Origin of the sequence: Mycobacterium sp. (assembly GCF_032159565.1) — a bacterium.
Lineage (GTDB): Bacteria > Actinomycetota > Actinomycetes > Mycobacteriales > Mycobacteriaceae > Mycobacterium.
This window is the reverse complement of the sequence record NZ_JAVHWR010000217.1, coordinates 1-16,443: the sequence shown is the minus strand read 5'-3', so window position 1 is coordinate 16,443 and position 16,443 is coordinate 1. Positions and strand designations below refer to the sequence as shown.

At 67.3% G+C, this 16,443-nt stretch carries 16 protein-coding genes and 1 pseudogene; 11 read left to right on the top strand and 6 right to left on the bottom strand.

Translation table 11 applies throughout. From position 1 onward, the window contains the following. Positions 1-446 (bottom strand): DUF3093 family protein (locus tag QOC76_RS29905; RefSeq protein WP_526363407.1); only part of this gene is annotated, 446 nt, incomplete at its 3' end. A 25-nt stretch (positions 447-471) separates the two neighbouring features. On the opposite strand from QOC76_RS29905, the gene dut reads away from it, so the two are divergent. Together dut and QOC76_RS29895 are read left to right on the top strand one after the other, a co-directional pair. Next, on the top strand, positions 472-936 hold the full coding sequence (dut, locus tag QOC76_RS29900; RefSeq protein WP_526363405.1) for a dUTP diphosphatase: 465 nt from the start codon (positions 472-474) through the stop codon (positions 934-936). Then, positions 936-1,703, top strand: coding sequence for a DUF3710 domain-containing protein (locus QOC76_RS29895; RefSeq protein WP_526363403.1), 768 nt, complete (start codon positions 936-938; stop codon positions 1,701-1,703). The genes dut and QOC76_RS29895 overlap by 1 nt, the downstream gene beginning before the upstream one ends. A 6-nt stretch (positions 1,704-1,709) precedes the next feature. On the opposite strand, the gene QOC76_RS29890 is transcribed toward QOC76_RS29895, so the two are convergent. Then, positions 1,710-2,408, bottom strand: a complete 699-nt coding sequence (locus QOC76_RS29890; protein ID WP_526363401.1) for an alpha/beta hydrolase — start codon at positions 2,406-2,408, stop codon at positions 1,710-1,712. Positions 2,409-2,539: 131 nt separating this feature from the next. Here QOC76_RS29890 and QOC76_RS29885 point away from each other — a divergent pair, with 131 nt between their 5' ends. The 3 genes from QOC76_RS29885 (at position 2,540) to QOC76_RS29875 (ending at position 5,086) form a co-directional block, all read left to right on the top strand. After that, complete coding sequence (locus tag QOC76_RS29885) at positions 2,540-2,911, top strand: OB-fold nucleic acid binding domain-containing protein (RefSeq protein ID WP_526363399.1); 372 nt, start codon at positions 2,540-2,542, stop codon at positions 2,909-2,911. A 66-nt stretch (positions 2,912-2,977) separates the two neighbouring features. Beyond that, on the top strand, positions 2,978-3,610 hold the full coding sequence (locus QOC76_RS29880; RefSeq protein WP_526363411.1) for a DUF3159 domain-containing protein: 633 nt from the start codon (positions 2,978-2,980) through the stop codon (positions 3,608-3,610). After that, positions 3,611-5,086 carry an MFS transporter gene (locus QOC76_RS29875; RefSeq protein WP_526363397.1) on the top strand — a complete coding sequence of 492 codons (1,476 nt, stop codon included), beginning with the start codon at positions 3,611-3,613 and terminating at the stop codon, positions 5,084-5,086. Here the strand turns inward: QOC76_RS29875 and QOC76_RS29870 are convergent. Together QOC76_RS29870 and QOC76_RS29865 are read right to left on the bottom strand one after the other, a co-directional pair. Continuing rightward, positions 5,083-5,763, bottom strand: a pseudogene (locus tag QOC76_RS29870) (potassium channel family protein); the annotation flags it as partial. The gene QOC76_RS29875 and the pseudogene QOC76_RS29870 overlap by 4 nt on opposite strands. Before the next feature lie 63 nt (positions 5,764-5,826). Then, on the bottom strand, positions 5,827-6,501 hold the full coding sequence (locus QOC76_RS29865) for a potassium channel family protein (protein WP_526363395.1): 675 nt from the start codon (positions 6,499-6,501) through the stop codon (positions 5,827-5,829). A gap of 98 nt (positions 6,502-6,599) precedes the next feature. Between QOC76_RS29865 and QOC76_RS29860 the strand changes: the two genes are divergently transcribed. The 4 genes from QOC76_RS29860 (at position 6,600) to QOC76_RS29845 (ending at position 11,022) form a co-directional block, all read left to right on the top strand. Then, positions 6,600-8,597, top strand: coding sequence for an amino acid permease (locus QOC76_RS29860; RefSeq protein ID WP_526363393.1), 1,998 nt, complete (start codon positions 6,600-6,602; stop codon positions 8,595-8,597). Further along, positions 8,594-9,790 carry a class I SAM-dependent RNA methyltransferase gene (locus QOC76_RS29855; RefSeq protein ID WP_526363391.1) on the top strand — a complete coding sequence of 399 codons (1,197 nt, stop codon included), beginning with the start codon at positions 8,594-8,596 and terminating at the stop codon, positions 9,788-9,790. Before QOC76_RS29860 ends, QOC76_RS29855 begins: the two co-directional genes overlap by 4 nt. 122 nt (positions 9,791-9,912) lie before the next feature. Next, complete coding sequence (locus QOC76_RS29850; protein WP_526363389.1) at positions 9,913-10,080, top strand: hypothetical protein; 168 nt, start codon at positions 9,913-9,915, stop codon at positions 10,078-10,080. Positions 10,081-10,116: 36 nt separating this feature from the next. Continuing rightward, the gene (locus QOC76_RS29845) at positions 10,117-11,022 is read left to right on the top strand and encodes a helix-turn-helix transcriptional regulator (RefSeq protein ID WP_526363387.1); all 906 of its coding nucleotides are present in this window, start codon (positions 10,117-10,119) and stop codon (positions 11,020-11,022) included. On the opposite strand, the gene QOC76_RS29840 is transcribed toward QOC76_RS29845, so the two are convergent. Beyond that, a complete protein-coding gene (locus QOC76_RS29840) occupies positions 10,996-11,460 on the bottom strand; it encodes an Rv1443c family protein (protein WP_526363385.1) in 465 nt (154 codons plus the stop codon). The genes QOC76_RS29845 and QOC76_RS29840 overlap by 27 nt on opposite strands. A gap of 106 nt (positions 11,461-11,566) precedes the next feature. Between QOC76_RS29840 and nhaA the strand changes: the two genes are divergently transcribed. Both nhaA and dxs read left to right on the top strand, forming a co-directional pair. Next, positions 11,567-12,865: a Na+/H+ antiporter NhaA gene (gene nhaA, locus QOC76_RS29835; RefSeq protein ID WP_526363383.1), complete on the top strand. Its 1,299-nt coding sequence runs from the start codon at positions 11,567-11,569 to the stop codon at positions 12,863-12,865. Positions 12,866-12,893: 28 nt separating this feature from the next. Next, complete coding sequence (dxs, locus tag QOC76_RS29830) at positions 12,894-14,804, top strand: 1-deoxy-D-xylulose-5-phosphate synthase (protein WP_526363381.1); 1,911 nt, start codon at positions 12,894-12,896, stop codon at positions 14,802-14,804. Here the strand turns inward: dxs and QOC76_RS29825 are convergent. Beyond that, entirely contained in the window at positions 14,788-16,434 is a 1,647-nt protein-coding gene (locus tag QOC76_RS29825) for an alkaline phosphatase D family protein (RefSeq protein ID WP_526363409.1), read from the bottom strand. The two genes, dxs and QOC76_RS29825, sit on opposite strands and share 17 nt — an antisense overlap. Positions 16,435-16,443 lie beyond the last annotated feature (9 nt).

Below are 16,443 nucleotides of genomic sequence, written 5' to 3'. Positions count from 1 at the left end.
ACCAGCCAGTACGGCGTCGGATCGTCCGGATCGTCGAGCACCAGTAGCGCCAGCGGGCCGACCCAGGCCCGATGCACGACATAGGCGGCCGGGTCCAGCTGCCGCCCCAGGGCGGCCGACTTAGCGGACCGGGGCACTTCTGCTGACCGCGAGACGACGCTGACGGGCAGGTGCGCATCGTCGACCCACAGCTCGGTCTCGTGCGCCGGGCTGTCCGGCCCGCCGCTGATCACCCGCACCTCGGTTTTGCTGAACCACAACAGCACTGCCGCCGCGACGGGAAGCAGCACGGCGAACGGCACCCAGTTGGGCAGGGCGCGCACGCCCTGATTGACTTCGAGCGCAATGAGGGCGGCGAGCGCCAGGCCGGGCGGCCACCACCACCACGGCACCCACAGCCGTTCCGAATAGCGCACGACTTGCGGTGCTGCTCGCGTGTCGGACACGCCGCCAAGGGTAATCTCATGCCTCGTGTCCACCTCTCTGGCAGTCGTTCGCCTCGACCGCGACCTGCCGATGCCCAGCCGGGCTCATGACGGCGACGCCGGCGTCGACCTGTTCAGCGCGGTCGACGTCGAATTGGTGCCCGGTCATCGTGCCCTCGTGCCGACGGGGATCGCGGTGGCCATTCCGCACGGGATGGTGGGGTTGGTGCATCCACGCTCGGGTTTGGCTGCGCGAGCAGGACTTTCGATTGTCAACAGCCCCGGCACGATCGACGCGGGCTATCGCGGCGAGGTCAAGGTGGCGTTGATCAACCTCGACCCCGAGCAACCCATCGTCGTGCACCGTGGCGATCGGATCGCCCAGCTGCTGGTGCAGCGGGTGGAGTTACCCGAGCTGATCGAGGTGACCTCGTTCGATGAGGCCGGTCTTACCGGCACCTCCCGTGGCGACGGCGGCCACGGTTCCTCCGGCGGACATGCGAGTTTGTGATGGCTTTTGGAAAACACGCCAAACCCGACGACGACGGTGTCGGTGGCGACATCGTCGAATCGGATGTCGAATCGGATGTCGAATCGGATTCAGCTGCAGGTGACGACGAGTTGGACGGCCCATTCGACATCGATGACTTCGACGACCCCGCGGCAGCAGCGGTGGCCCGGCTGGATCTGGGCTCGGTGCTGATCCCGATGCCCGAGGCCGGGCAGGTTCAGGTGGAGCTGACCGAGGGCGGCGTGCCCAGCGCGGTGTGGGTGGTGACCCCCAACGGCCGGTTCACCGTGGCGGCTTATGCCGCGCCGAAGAGTTCGGCGCTGTGGCGGGAGGTCGCATCGGAGCTGGCGGACGGGCTGCGCAAGGACGCCACCGAGGTGCGGATCGAGGATGGCCCGTGGGGCAGGGAAGTCGTTGGCGCGGCACCTGCCGGCGTGGTCCGGTTCATCGGCGTCGACGGCTACCGGTGGATGATCCGCTGCGTCGTCAATGGGCCGGAGCAGACCATCGACGAACTCAGTGACCAGGCGCGACAAGCACTGGCCGACACCGTTGTCCGTCGCGGTGAGACACCGCTGCCGGTGCGCACCCCGCTCCCGGTGCAGCTGCCGGAGCCGATGGCCGCACAGCTGCAGGCCGCCGCCGCGGAGCAGGCCGCTGCCCAGGCCGCGCAGCAGCAACAGCAGCCACCGCAGAACCAGCCCGTCGCACGCCGCAGTGAGCATGGGTCGGCGATGCAGCAGCTGCGCACCATCACCGGCGGCTAGCAAGGCTCACGCGTCGAGCAGGGCGGCCACGCACGCCGTGCCGAGCACCGACGGGTTCGCGCCCATTTCCTCGAGCGTGACGGTGTGCAGCGCCGCCCTCGGCGCGGCCGCCACCCACTCCAGCCCGACCTCCAGCGGATGCACAGGGTCGTCGGTGGCCGCCGCGACGCCCATCGGCACCGTCAGCCGCTCCAACTCGGCGCAGGTAGGCGAGGCGTACCGGGACGCCGCATCCATCGCGTCGGGTAGCGACGGCCACTGCCCGAGCCAGGATCGGGTCAGCTCGTCGGCCAGCCAGGCCGGGCTCGACGCGCGCATCTGTGACGTCGCCGACACCAACCCGTCCCTGCGCAGGACGTCCGCCGAATGCCGGGCGGCGAGCGCGGCGGGCGCGGTCTCCGGCGAGCCCGTCCAGGGCGGCAGCGCCGCCAGCACCGCGATCGCGCGGGCCGGATGGGCCAACGCCCAATTGGCCGCCACCGCGGCTCCGATCGACACACCGCCGACGGCGATGGCGCCCAGCCGTGCCGCGTTGTCGAGTTCGCAGATGTACCCCTCGATAAGCCGGTCGGGTTGCGGCGGTGGTGCCACGACGGTGGCGCCGGCGTCGTGCAGAGCGGCTGCGAACGCGCGGTAGACGTAGTCGTCGTCGGATCCGGTGCCCGGCAGCAGAACCGTCGTCACGCCGTGCAGATCGACAGCCATTATCAGATCGTGCCGTGTGGTTTAAATCACCGGCGTGGCGGGTCACCCTCAGCGTGGCAATACTGACCTAACAGGTCTACCGTGGCGATGGTCGGGGATCCACGGTGGGGTCACAGATTGGCAGGGAGGCCATGGCTACGGCCGAAGGGTATCTGCGGCGGCTCACTCGTCGGCTCACGGACGATCCCGAGCAACTGGATGCCGAGGAGTTGACCGAAGAGGCCACCAACACCGGCGCCCAGAAGGCCGTCGACTGTCAGCGCGGCCAGGAAGTCACGATGGTCGGCACCCTGCGCAGCGTCGAAGCCAACGGCAAGGGGTGTGCGGGCGGCATCAAGGCCGAACTGTTCGACGGCACCGAGGCGGTCATCCTGGTCTGGCTGGGCCAGCGCCGGATTCCTGGCATCGAGTCGGGCCGCACGCTGCGGGTGCACGGACGAATGGGCAAGCTCGAGAACGGCACCAAGGCGATCTACAACCCGCACTACGAAATTCAGAAGTAGGCCGCGGGCACGTACCGTTGACTCGTGTCCGATAAGCAATCCGGCGCTCAAATTCTGCTTGCGCAGATGGGCGGCATCAGCGGCCTGATCTATTCGTCGCTGCCCGTTCTGGTGTTCGTCCCGGTCTCCTCGATGTTCGGACTGATGCCGGCCATCATCGCCGCGCTGGTCATCGCCGCGCTGATCCTGGTGTGGCGGCTGGCGCGCAAGGAATCCGCGCAGCCGGCGATCTCCGGTTTCATCGGGGTCGGGTTCTGCGCGCTGATCGCGTACGTGATGGGCGAATCCAAGGGCTATTTCCTGTACGGCATCTGGATGTCGCTGTTCTGGGCCGTGGTGTTCCTCGTCTCGGTGCTGATCCGCAGACCCCTCGTCGGCTACATCTGGAGTTGGGTCAACGGCCACGATCGCGGTTGGCGAAAGGTGCGCCGCGCGGTGCTGGTGTTCGACGTCGCGACGATCACCTGGGTGCTGGTGTTCGCCTCCCGCTTCCTCGTGCAGCGCCACCTGTACAACGCCGACGAGACGGGCTGGCTCGGGGTGGCCCGCATCGCGATGGGCTGGCCGCTGACCGCTGTCGCGGCGCTGGCCACCTACCTGGCGATCCGCTCGGCTCAGCGGGCGCTGCACGCGCAGGCGTCCGCCTCGGCGGAAGTGGAGGACACCCCCGAGTCCGAGGACGCTGTGCAGGAAACCTGATTGGCCGATACGAGCGAGCGCAGCGACCGACCGCTCATCGCGGTCGCAATCCTGGCCTCGTTCGTGGCCTTCCTCGACGGCTCGGTGGTCAACCTCGCGCTGCCTGCGATCAGCCGTGAGTTCGGCGGCGGGCTGGCGCTGCAGCAGTGGGTGGTGGACGGGTATCTGCTCACCCTCGGTGCGCTGATACTTGTCGCGGGCGCGATCTCGGACACTTTCGGACGGTTGGTCGTGCTGCGGATGGGGCTTGTCGTCTTCGCGGTCTCGTCGCTGTTGTGTGCGTTCGCACCCACCGGTTGGGTACTGATCGCCGCGCGCTGTCTGCAGGGTGTCGGCGCCGCATTTCTGGTGCCGAGTTCCTTGGCGATGATCAACGCCCGGTTCTCGGGTGCCGCGCAAGCCAGGGCGATCGGCACCTGGACCGCCTGGACCGGAACTGCTTTCGTCATCGGCCCGCTGCTCGGGGGAGTCCTGGTCGACGCGTTGAACTGGCGGTGGATCTTCGGCGTCAACATCGTGCCGTTGATTCTCACGCTGTACCTGACGGCCAAGCTCTCGCACGACGAGTTCCGGCCCAAACGTGACGCGAAGATCGACGTGGTCGGAGCACTGCTGACCGCTGTCGGGCTGACCGGCGTCGTGTACGCCCTCATCGAACAGCAGCGTCTAGGTCTGTCGCATCCGGTGGTGCTGACCGGTCTGGTGGTCGGAGCCGCCTGCCTGGCCGCGTTCCCGTGGTGGGAGCGCAGGACGCCGAATCCGATGATGCCGCTGCACATCTTCGCCGCACGCAATTTCGCCGTCGGCAATCTCGTTACCGTGTTCTTCTATGCCGCGGTGTCGCTGGGCACTCTGCTGGTGGCGTTGTTCCTTCAGGAGGCGGCGGGGTTATCGGCCACTCAGGCCGGGCTGGCCACGCTGCCGATCCCGGTGTTGTCGTTATTCCTGGCGCGGTGGTTCGGAACGCTGGCGGGCAGGTACGGACCCCGACTCTTCATGGCGCTCGGACCGCTGATCGCGGCGGCCGGCTACCTGCTGATGTCCACCGTTGGGGTCCCCTTCGACTTCTGGACGCAGCTGCTGCCCGGTCTTTTCGTGTTCGGCCTTGGGTTGACGATGACGGTGTCGCCGTTGACGGCCGCCATCCTGGCCTCGGTGAGTTCGGCGCAGAGCGGAATCGGCTCGGCGATCAACAACGCCATATCGCGTATTTCGGGGCTGATCGCGATCGCCTTCATGGGCGTGATCGTCTCCCCGGGCGAGCGAAGCGACGGGAAAGCCGTGAGCGCTGTGGATTTTGCGGGCTTCCGGATGGGCGCGTATGTGGTCGCTGCGCTGTTCGCGATTGCCGGGTTGATCTCGTGGGCCGGGATCCGCAACGGCGAGGGCGAGTACAGCCGGGTGTCGACGAAGACGGCGGCGGGATGTCACGATCGGGCGACGCCGCCACCGGCCTACCCGAACGATGAGCGTTAGCGGTTCTGCGGATGCAGCAGCAGCTCGCGCAGCTCGGCCTCGACCTCGGTGACGGCCACGAACAGCAACTCGTCACCGCCCTCGAGCGGCTCGTCGCCCTCGGGCACGATGACCCGTGAGCCGCGCAGGATCGTCACCAGGGCGGCATCGCGGGGGAGCTGCAGCTTGCGCAACGGCTTGCCGCCCCACGGCGTGTCGACCGGCAGCGTGATCTCGATCAGGTTGGCCTGGCCGGTGCGGAACTCCATCAGGTGCACCAGATCGCCTACCGCGACGGCCTCCTCGACCAGCGAGGCCAGCATCCGCGGCGTCGACACCGCGACGTCGACGCCCCACGCCTCGTCGAACAGCCACTCGTTACGAGGGTCGTTGGCGCGGGCCACCACGCGCGGCACCGCGAACTCCGTCTTGGCGAGCAGGCTGACCACCACGTTGACCTTGTCGTCGCCGGTGGCGGCGATAACGACGTCGAAATCCTCCAGGTGGATGGACTCGAGCAGGCTGAGCTCGCAGGCGTCGCCGAGGCGCCAGTGCGCGGCGGGGATGGCGTCGACGTCGACGTGAGCGGGGTTTCGTTCGAGCAGCGTGACCTCGTGCCCGTTCTCGATCAGCTCCCGCGCGATGGATCGGCCGACGGCACCCGCTCCGGCGATGGCGACCTTCATCTGCGCCGCTCCTCCATGTCGTCGCTGGCGGTCTTCATCTGCGCCGCTCCTCCATGTCGTCGCTGGCGGTCTTCATCAGGCGCGCTCGCTGTCTTCGCTCGGCGGCAGGGCGGCGATGGCCAACGCCTCTGCGATATGGCCGGCTATGGCGGCGACGTATACCTGATCGCCGGCCTGGATCACCGTCTTCTGGTCCGGCAGCAGCCCGCTGCCGAATCGGATGAGGAAGGCGACGCGGCCCCCGGTGGCGATCTCCAGATCCGTCATCCGCCGGCCGAACCACCCTTCGTGCAACGCCAGCTCGGCCACGCCGACGTTGCCCGACGGGTCGCGCCACTTGGTGGTCTCGGTTTCGCGGGTCAGCACGTTGAGAAGCCGGTCGGTGGTCCATGGCACGGTCGCCACGGTCGGGATGCCCAGCCGTTCGTAGACCTTGGCGCGTTTGGCGTCGTAGATCCGGGCGACCACCCGCTCCACGCCGAAAGTCTCGCGGGCCACCCGCGCCGAGATGATGTTCGAGTTGTCGCCGGACGACACCGCCGCGAACGCCGAGGCATCTTCGATGCCCGCCCGCAGCAGCACGTCGCGGTCGAAGCCCATGCCAAGCACACGTTCGCCAGGGAACTCGGGGCTGAGCCGGTTGAACGCTGTGCTGTCACGGTCGATGACGGCGACATCGTGGCCGATCCGCGCCAGGCCGTCGGCCAGGGATGCGCCCACCCGGCCGCATCCCATCACCACTACTCGCACCTTTGCGGTCCTTTCGGCTGCATCTAGAATTTAACGTTCGCAACTCCGCGCACTGGGAACGGTACCGCCAAACTCGTCTGCGCCTAGTCTTGGCTCTCGTGTCCAAGCTTTCGACCGCCGCCCGGCGGCTGGTCCTCGGCAGGCCCTTCCGCAGTGACCGGCTTTCCAACACGCTTTTACCCAAGCGGATCGCCCTGCCCGTCTTCGCTTCCGACGCGTTGTCGTCAGTCGCGTACGCGCCGGAGGAGATCTTTTTGGTGCTGTCGGTGGCCGGCCTGTCCGCGTATTCGATGGCGCCATGGATCGGAGTCGCCGTCGGAGCGGTGATGCTGATCGTGATCGCCAGCTACCGGCAGAACGTCCACGCCTACCCGTCGGGTGGCGGTGACTACGAAGTCGTGACCACCAACCTCGGCCCGACTGCCGGGCTCACTGTGGCCAGCGCGCTGTTGGTGGACTACGTGCTCACGGTTGCAGTGTCGATGGCATCGGCGATGTCCAACATCGGATCCGCGTTGCCGTTCATCAACGACCACAAGGTGTTGATCGCCGTCGTGGCGATCCTGCTCCTCGCTTCGGCGAACCTGCGGGGTCTGCGCGAGTCCGGAACGGCGTTTGCGATCCCGACCTACGCATTCATGATCGGGATGTACATCATGCTCGGCTGGGGCTTGTTCCAGATCTATGTACTCGGCACTCCGCTTCGCGCCGAGTCGGCGGGCTTTGAGCTGCACTCCGAGCATGGCGACATCACGGGCTTCGCGATGGTGTTCCTTGTTGCGCGTGCATTCTCGTCCGGCTGCGCCGCACTCACGGGTGTGGAGGCTATCAGCAACGGGGTCCCGGCTTTTCGAAAGCCGAAGTCCCGCAATGCCGCAACGACACTGCTGCTGCTCGGCGGTATCGCGGTCAGCCTGTTCCTCGGGATCATCCTGCTGGCCAAGGAGACCGGCGTGAAAATGGCCGAGCGACCGCACGAGCAGCTGATCGGTGCGCCGCCCGACTACCACCAGAAAACGATGATCGCGCAACTTGCCGACGCGGTCTTCCATGACTTTCCGCTCGGGCTCTATTTGATCGCAGGCGTCACCGCGCTCATCCTGGTCCTCGCGGCCAACACCGCCTTCAACGGCTTCCCCGTGCTGGCCTCGATTCTCGCCCAGGACCGCTATCTGCCCCGTCAGTTGCATACCCGCGGCGACCGGCTCGCCTTCTCCAACGGAATCCTTTTCCTCGCGTTCGCGGCGATCGCATTCATCGTCGCGTTCCAGGCACAGGTCACCGCGCTGATCCAGCTTTACATCGTCGGCGTGTTCGTCTCGTTCACGCTCAGCCAGATCGGCATGGTGCGGCACTGGACACGATTGCTGACGGTCGAGAACGATCCTGAGGTTCGCCGCAGGATGATGCGCTCCCGGGTGATCAACACGATCGGCTTCATCTGCACCGGCACCGTGCTGATCATCGTGATATTGACGAAATTCATGGCGGGAGCGTGGATTGCGATCCTGGCGATGGGTGGCCTGTTCCTGATCATGAAGTCCATCCACAAGCACTACGACACCGTCGCGCGCGAGCTGGAAGAGCAGGAGGCCGCCGAGGAGGGCGGGATAGTGCTGCCCAGCCGCAACCACGCGATCGTGCTGGTGTCCAAGCTGCATCTGCCGACGATGCGCGCACTGGCGTACGCACGGGCAACCCGGCCCGACGAGCTGGAGGCGATCACCGTCAGCGTCGACGACGCGGAAACGCGTGAGCTGGTCCACAAATGGGAGGACAGCGACATCTCGGTGCCGCTCAAGGTGGTCGCCTCCCCGTACCGGGAAATCACCCGACCGGTGCTGGATTATGTGAAGCGGATCAGCAAGGAGTCGCCGCGCACCGTGGTCACGGTATTCATCCCTGAGTACGTCGTGGGTCACTGGTGGGAACAGGTTCTGCACAACCAAAGTGCTTTGCGACTGAAGGGCCGGCTGCTGTTCATGCCGAACGTGATGGTCACTTCGGTTCCCTGGCAGCTCAATTCGTCGGAGCGGCTCAAGCGGTTGCAACCGCATGCCGCGCCCGGTGATGCTCGTCGAGGCTTCCTCGATTGACCGACGATCTCACGCTGACCGCGGGGCCGCCGGCCAACGGGGGCAGTTGCGTCGCACGCCACGAAGGCCGCGTGGTTTTCGTTCGCTACGCACTGCCTGGGGAGCGGGTCCGCGTGCGCGTGGTCGCCGATCACGAATCCTACTGGCACGCCGAGGTTGTCGAGGTGCTCGAGGCCTCGCCGGACCGGATCGACCCGTTGTGCCCGATCGCGGGTGTGGACGGGTCGGGCTGCTGTGATCTGGCATTCGCCGCCCCAGAAGCGGCTCGTCGTCTCAAGGGTGCCGTCGTGGCCAACCAGCTGTCGAAGCTGGGCGGGTTCCACTGGTGCGACGAACAGGATGCGTTCGCCGAACAGGTGGGCGGCGGTGAGGCGACGGGCTGGCGGACCAGGGTCCGGCTGGACACCGGTGACGACGGCCGCGCCGGTTTTCACCGCTACCACAGCGCAGAGCTGGTCACCGACCTGCACTGCGGACAGTTGCCGGCGGCGGCGCTCGACGGTCTGAGCGGCAACGGCTGGCCGGCGGGCGCGCATCTGCACGTCGCGCTGGACGACGACGGAGTGCGCCATGTCGTGCAATCCGGCCCGCGTGTCGGCAAGCGCACGCCGACCCGTGTCGTCGAGGGCGCCTACGAGGCGACGCAGCGGGTCAGCGACCGGGTGTGGCGGGTGCCGGTGACCGCGTTCTGGCAGGCCCACCGCGATGCGGCGCGGGTGTACAGCGGTCTGGTGGCCGAGTGGGCGCAGCTGAGCGACGGCATGGTGGCGTGGGATCTGTACGGCGGCGCCGGGATCTTCGCCGCCGTGCTCGGCGAGGCCGTCGGCGCCCGTGGGCAGGTGGTGACCGTGGACACGTCGCGGGGAGCGTCGCGGTCGGCGCGGACCGCACTGGCGGATCTGACGAGCGTCTCGGTGGTGACCGACTCGGTGCGCCGCGCACTGGCTGCCGAGCGCAGGCGAGCCGACGTCGCGGTGCTCGACCCGCCGCGCTCGGGTGCGGGCCGCGAGGTGATCGACCTGCTGGCCGCCGCCGAGGTGCGACGGATCGTTCACATCGGTTGTGAGGCCGCGTCGTTCGCCCGAGACGTCGGGTTGTACATCAAGCATGGCTATCGGGTGGAGGGTCTGCAGGTGTTCGACTCGTTCCCGCTCACCCACCACGTCGAATGTGTCGCGGTGCTGACGCGCTAGGTCGGCGAATCGGCGAAGACCTCGTTTCCGGGGTGCGAAATGGCGATGATGAACGCGATGCGGCTCATCCTCACTCGCGCCGGGCGCCCACGGTGTCCTGCGGATTGCGCCCGAGCGTCCTGATGTCGAGGCGTCGGGCGACAGCCGTCGCAGTCGCGCTGGCGACGCCGGTCGCCGGATTTGCGCTGCTGCTGTCCCGACCGTCGATCGACGGGCACTGGAGTCACCAACCGTCCCATTTCTGGGTCGTGCTCGGTGCGGCCGTGATCGCCGCCGCCCTCGGCTGGTAACTGGCGGCCGAGCTTCTCGATGTCAGCATTCCGCTGATGCTCGAACACGATCTACCGATTTGCCGTGTCTGGCAGATGGGTTCGCGCGCCAGGATGCACCTCATGGTGGGCGAGTGGGACGACGCGACCGCCGATGCCGATCGTGTCCTGGACGCGCCGAGCGCGCCGCTGGCCAGGACGTGGCCGTTGCTGATAAGGGCGTTGGTGGCATTGCGCCGGCGCGGGGAGGGGGCCGACTCGCTCGATGAGGCATGGCAACTCGCGTGCCGCTTCGGTGAACCGATCCGGATGTTGCCCGCCGCGGCGGCGATCGCCGAATCGTGCTGGCTGACAGGCGTACCCGATGACCGATTGATGCAGTGTCGGAAACTGCTGACGGACGTTCCCGCCGAAGGGCTGGAGTGGTCCGGGGGGGAGCTGGCGGCCTGGCTGCGTCGACTCGGCGACACCGTCGAAACGGCGGACCTGGCTGCGCCTTATCGGCTCCTTCTGCAGGGCTCTCACGAGGCGGCAGCTGAAGAGTTCCACCGTCTTTCGATGCCTTACGACGCTGCGCTGGCGCTGCTCGACAGCGACGACCTCTCGCTCACGGGACGCGCGCTCGACATTCTCGACCGGCTCGGCGCCGATGCCGTCGCGGCGAAGGTGCGCCGCGGTCTGCGCGCCAGGGGCGAATCCGCCGTACCTGCGCGCAGGCGCACGGCGACACTGGCCAACCCGGCCGGCCTGACGGCGCGTCAGGTCGAGGTGCTGCGGCTGCTCGATGACGGGCTCACCAACGTCGAACTCGCCGAGCGGCTGTACCTGTCGGTGAAGACCGTCGACCATCATGTGTCGGCGATCCTCGCCAAGCTGGAGGTGAACAAGCGCCGTGACGCGGTTCGCAAGGCGCGGCAGCTGGGAATCCTGGCCGATTCAGCGACCGTCGAAGTGCCGCTGTAGCCGTCGCTGCCGGTGGCCGAACAGTGCGCCGATGCCTGCCGCGACGATCGGCGTTAGCAACCGCAGCGGCCAGCGAAGCTCGAAGGTGAGGCGATCGCGCACAACGGTTTTCGTGTCGCGGTCGCGTTCGAGCGTGCGCTCGTGGCGCCACAGTCGCATAGACAGCATCGTGGACTCCTCGTGGAAGCCGCGACCGGGCCATAACTCGGCGATCAGCAGGTCGTCGTAGTCGAACGGCAGGACGCCGAACAGCCGCATCCAGCAGCGACCCACAGGGGTGCCGACCGGGATGGTGTCGACGGTGAGCGATTCCCTTTCTCGTGGCATCGACATCGTCATCCACGGGCGCAGTTCGTCGTTGATGCCCTCCGGCGTCACCACGCGCGCCCAGACTCGCTCCGTTGGTGCGCCTACGATGCTCTGCCGCTCGACGATCATCGCCTCGACGCTATCCGGGCACGACCGGATTCGGGGTGCTACGTTGACCTTCAGGTGTGCCGGGAAGTCTGGTCGGCGTCAATGTCGGCCGTTCGAGGAGCACGCGATGAGTGACCAATCCGTTCCGCCTCGGCGCAGGCTGCTGACCCGTGGGTCGTGGCCGGAGGCCAAGCGCCTCGCGGAGATCCTTCGCATGGAGACCGTCGGCGGTGTCCTGCTGCTCGTCGCCGCAGGAGCAGCAATCGCCTGGGCGAACTCGCCGTTGTCCGACGCCTATCACACCCTCTCGGATTTCGGGATCGGCCCGCAGTCATTGCATCTGCGTCTCAGCGTCGCGGAGTGGGCGGCCGACGGACTGCTGGCGATCTTCTTCTTCGTGGTGGGGTTGGAGCTCAAACGTGAATTCATCGCCGGTGACCTTCGCGACCCCGCGCGCGCCGCCCTGCCGATCGCGGCTGCCGTCGGCGGAATGGTCGTCCCCGCAGCGGTCTTCGTGGCAATCAATGTCGGCACCGGCCATCGGGAGAACGTCGACGGCTGGGCCGTCCCGGTCGCCACCGATATCGCATTCGCACTGGCCGTGCTGGCGGTGCTGTCCACACACCTGCCCAGCGCGCTGCGCACCTTCCTGCTGACTCTGGCCGTAGTGGATGACTTGCTGGCGATCACGATCATCGCGGCGTTCTACACCGAAGAGCTCGCGCCGCGGCCGCTGGTGCTCGCGGTGGTTCCGCTTGCGTTGTTCGGGTTAGCTGTGCAGCGCGGGTACAGCCGTTGGTGGATCTTGTTGCCACTGGCCGCGGCAACGTGGGCGCTGGTGCACGCGAGCGGGGTGCACGCCACCGTCGCGGGCGTCCTACTCGGTGTCGTCGTCCCCGTTTCCAGCCCGCGGGATCAACTCACCGCGGAGTCGCTGGAGCACCGGTTGCGGCCGGTATCCGCGGGCTTCGTGGTGCCCGTGTTCGCATTCTTCGCGGCGGGAGTGACGGTCGGCGGGTGGTCCGGTCTCGGTGCGTCGCTGCTGCAACCGATCACGGTCGGTGTGCTCGCCGGCCTCGTCCTTGGCAAACCGATCGGAGTGTTCGGCACCACGTTTGTACTGGCCAAGTTCACCCGCGCCAGCCTCGACGATGATCTCGCGTGGCGCGACGTGTTCGGTGTCTCACTGCTGGCGGGGATAGGGTTCACAGTTTCGTTATTGATCGGTGAGCTGGCCTTCGGTCACGGCACAGCTCCCGGCGTCGACGCCAAAATGGGTGTGCTGAGCGGGTCCGTTGTCGCAGGTCTGCTGGCCGCTGCCGTTTTGCTCAGCCGCAACGCCGCCTACCGGCGGATTCACGCCACCGAGACGCTCGACGCCGACCACGACGGTGTGCCCGATGTCTATGACACTCGACGCGACTGACGCCTATATCGATGCGTAGACTGACCGAATGCTTGAACAGATCCGCGGCCCCGCCGATCTGCAGCACCTGACCCAGTCTCAGCTAACCGATCTGGCAGACGAGATCCGTCAATTCCTGATCCACAAGGTCGCTGCAACCGGTGGACATCTCGGCCCCAACCTGGGCGTCGTCGAGGTCACGCTCGCCCTGCACCGGGTGTTCGACTCGCCGCACGACCCGATCGTCTTCGACACGGGTCACCAGGCTTATGTGCACAAGATGCTGACCGGCCGGTGCCACGACTTCGACACGCTGCGCAAGAAGAACGGTCTGTCGGGTTACCCGTCGCGTGCCGAGAGCGAGCACGACTGGGTCGAGTCCAGCCATGCCAGTTCCGCGCTGTCCTATGCCGACGGGCTGGCCAAGGCGTTCGAGTTGACCGGCCACCGCAACCGGCACGTGGTCGCGGTGGTCGGTGACGGCGCGCTGACCGGTGGCATGTGCTGGGAGGCGCTGAACAACATCGCCGCAGCGCGGCGCCCCGTGGTGATCGTAGTCAACGACAACGGCCGCAGCTATGCGCCCACCATCGGCGGGTTCGCCGATCACCTTGCGGCGCTGCGACTGCAGCCCGGCTACGAGAAGATCCTCGAGGAGGGCCGCAAGGCGGTCCGCGGTGTGCCCGTCATCGGTGAGTTCTGCTACCAGTGCATGCACAGCATCAAAGCGGGCATCAAGGACGCGATAGCCCCGCAGGTGATGTTCACCGACCTGGGCCTCAAATATGTCGGACCGATCGACGGCCACGACGAGCACGCTGTCGAGGTGGCGCTGCGCAACGCCCGCGGCTTCAACGCGCCGGTGATCGTGCACGTCGTCACCCGCAAGGGCATGGGCTACGGCCCGGCCGAGGCCGACGAGGCCGAGCAGATGCACTCGACGGGCGTCATCGACCCGCAGACCGGACTGGCCACCAAGGTGCCGGGTCCCGGCTGGACCTCCACGTTCGCGGACGCGTTGATCTCCTACGCCGCCGAACGCCGCGACATCGTTGCTCTCACCGCCGCCATGGCCGGCCCGACCGGGCTGACCGCATTCGGCAAGAGGTTTCCGGACAGGTTGTTCGACGTCGGCATCGCCGAGCAACACGCGATGACCTCGGCCGCCGGTCTGGCGATGGGCGGGCTGCATCCGGTGGTGGCGATCTACTCGACATTCCTGAACCGGGCGTTCGACCAGATCATGATGGACGTCGCACTGCACAAGCTGCCGGTCACCTTGGTGCTCGACCGTTCCGGTGTCACCGGGCCCGACGGCGCCAGCCACAACGGCATGTGGGACCTGTCGATGCTGAACATCGTCCCCGGCATGCGGGTGGCGGCACCGCGCGACGCCGCGCGCCTCTACGAGGAGCTCGGCGAGGCGCTGCAGGTCAGCGACGGCCCGACCACCTTGCGGTTCCCCAAAGGTGATGTCGGCGAAGACATTCCGGCGCTCAAGCGGCGAGACGGCATCGACATCCTCGCCGTCCCGACCGACGGCCTTTCCGACGATGTGCTGCTGGTGGCGGTCGGAGCGTTCGCGTCGATGGCGAAGTCGGTCGCCGAGCGGCTGCGCAACCAGGGCATCGGTGTGACGGTGATCGATCCGCGCTGGGTGCTGCCGGTGCCCGCCGCCATAGGCGGGCTCGCGAAGGCGCACAAGCTGGTGGTCACTTTGGAGGACAACGGCGTCAACGGCGGCGTCGGCTCGGCCGTGTCGGCCGCGTTGCGGCGCGCCGAGATCGACGTGCCGTGCCGCGACGTCGGGGTGCCGCAGGAGTTCCAGGCGCACGCGTCACGCGGTGAGGTGCTCGCCGACGTCGGCTTGACCGATCAGGTGATCGCACGCCAGGTGACCGGGTGGGTGGCCGCACTGGGCAGTGCGGTCTCGGAGCACGACGTCAGCCAGCTCGACTGATCGAAACCCGGGCCGCCTCCTGCAACGTCGTCGACTTGCGCGGCTGCTCGAAGAACACTTCCGCTGTGCGGTCGTTGACCTCGACGGTGGCGATCGTGTTCCCGAACAGCGGGCCGCAGACATCGGTCCACGTCATCGGGGGCGAGGGCACTCCGCGCTGACGCACCCACCACCGGGTGACGGCGGCGGCCGGACGGGTCCAGCTGAGTCTGAACACCGGCTTGATGAACAGCGGTACATAGTTGTGCACAGGCGAGCACACCAGCTGATGCACGGTCGTTCCCGTCGGTGACACCCCGTCGACCTCGGCGCGCGCCGCGTAGCTGTGGTGCACGTCGCCCGACAGCACGCTGATCGTGGACGGCCCATCGGGGTGGTTCGCGATCCGCGCGATCATCTCCCCGAGCCGTACGAAGGATTTGTAGAACGCCGGCCAGTGCTCGAAATCGCCTGCCTCGCGCAGCTTCTCGCCTAGCGTGCCGCGCCAGCCGGTGCGGTCGGCCGCGCGCTCGTTGAGGGTCTCGAGATCGCCGATCGCCGGTGGCATCAACCATGGCACGGATGACGCGAGCAGCAGATGGTCGAGGGTCTCCGGGTGCTCTTCGGCCTGAGACTCCAACCACCGGAACTCGTTGTCGCCGATCATCATTCGCTCGCCGGACTCGAGGATCCGGCCGTTGCGGGAGTCGATCATGATAAGCCGGGTCCGCCCGAGGTCCCACCGATAGCTGAACCGGATGCCCTTGTTGCAGTCCACCTCGCGGTCGGCGCGCTCGGCGAGCTCCGCGAGGTGGCACCAGGTGTCACCGTCGGTGGACACGAGACGCCGGTAGTCGTCGTTGCCTGCCAGCTCGTCCGGGCTCAGGTTGCCCAGGTGCTGATACACCCAGTAGGACGCCAGCCCGGCCCGGATCCGGTCGCGCCACCAGGGCAGTTTCGCCATCTCTGCGCGCCAGGACGCCGAGGTGTTCCAGTCGTCGCGGATGTCGTGGTCGTCGAAGATCATCGCCGTCGGGACGGTCGACATCAGCCACCGGATCTCGGGATCCCCCCAGGAGTGCCGGTAGAGCCGTTCGTACTCGGCGAAGCTGACCACCTCGTCGGGTGGACGGTCGCCGTGCCTGCTGCGCCGCCGACCTCGGACGCGCCGCTGCTCGTCGGGCGGAAGCTCGTCGGCGTAGAGCTGGTCGCCGAGCAGGATCAGCGCGTCAGGCCACTCGTCGATGGGCCGGTCGGCCATCCGCGCGGCATACGAGTCGAGCGCGTCGTGCTTGAGTTTGTTCTCGATCTTCTTGACGTCGGTCTTCGGGTAGCGGCATGACCCGAAGACGGCGCGCAGTCGATGCGCGCCGTCGGGTCCGCGGGTGCGGATGACACTGGGCGGGAAAAGCGAGAACGTCTCGCCGTCGATGGGCCATACCGTCGTGCCGTCCACGCTGACCTGGTACTCGGTCACGGTATCCGGCGTCAGCCCCGTCACCAGGACGATGGCGTAATGGAAGCCCCGCACCTCGAAGGTCCGTGCCGAGCAGCCGAGAACTTCGACGGTACAAGCGCTTTCGGTCTGCACCCACACCAGGGCCGTGGTGTCCGAAACGTGTCGTAGCGCCGGCCCGAGGATCAATCCCATTGAAGTGAC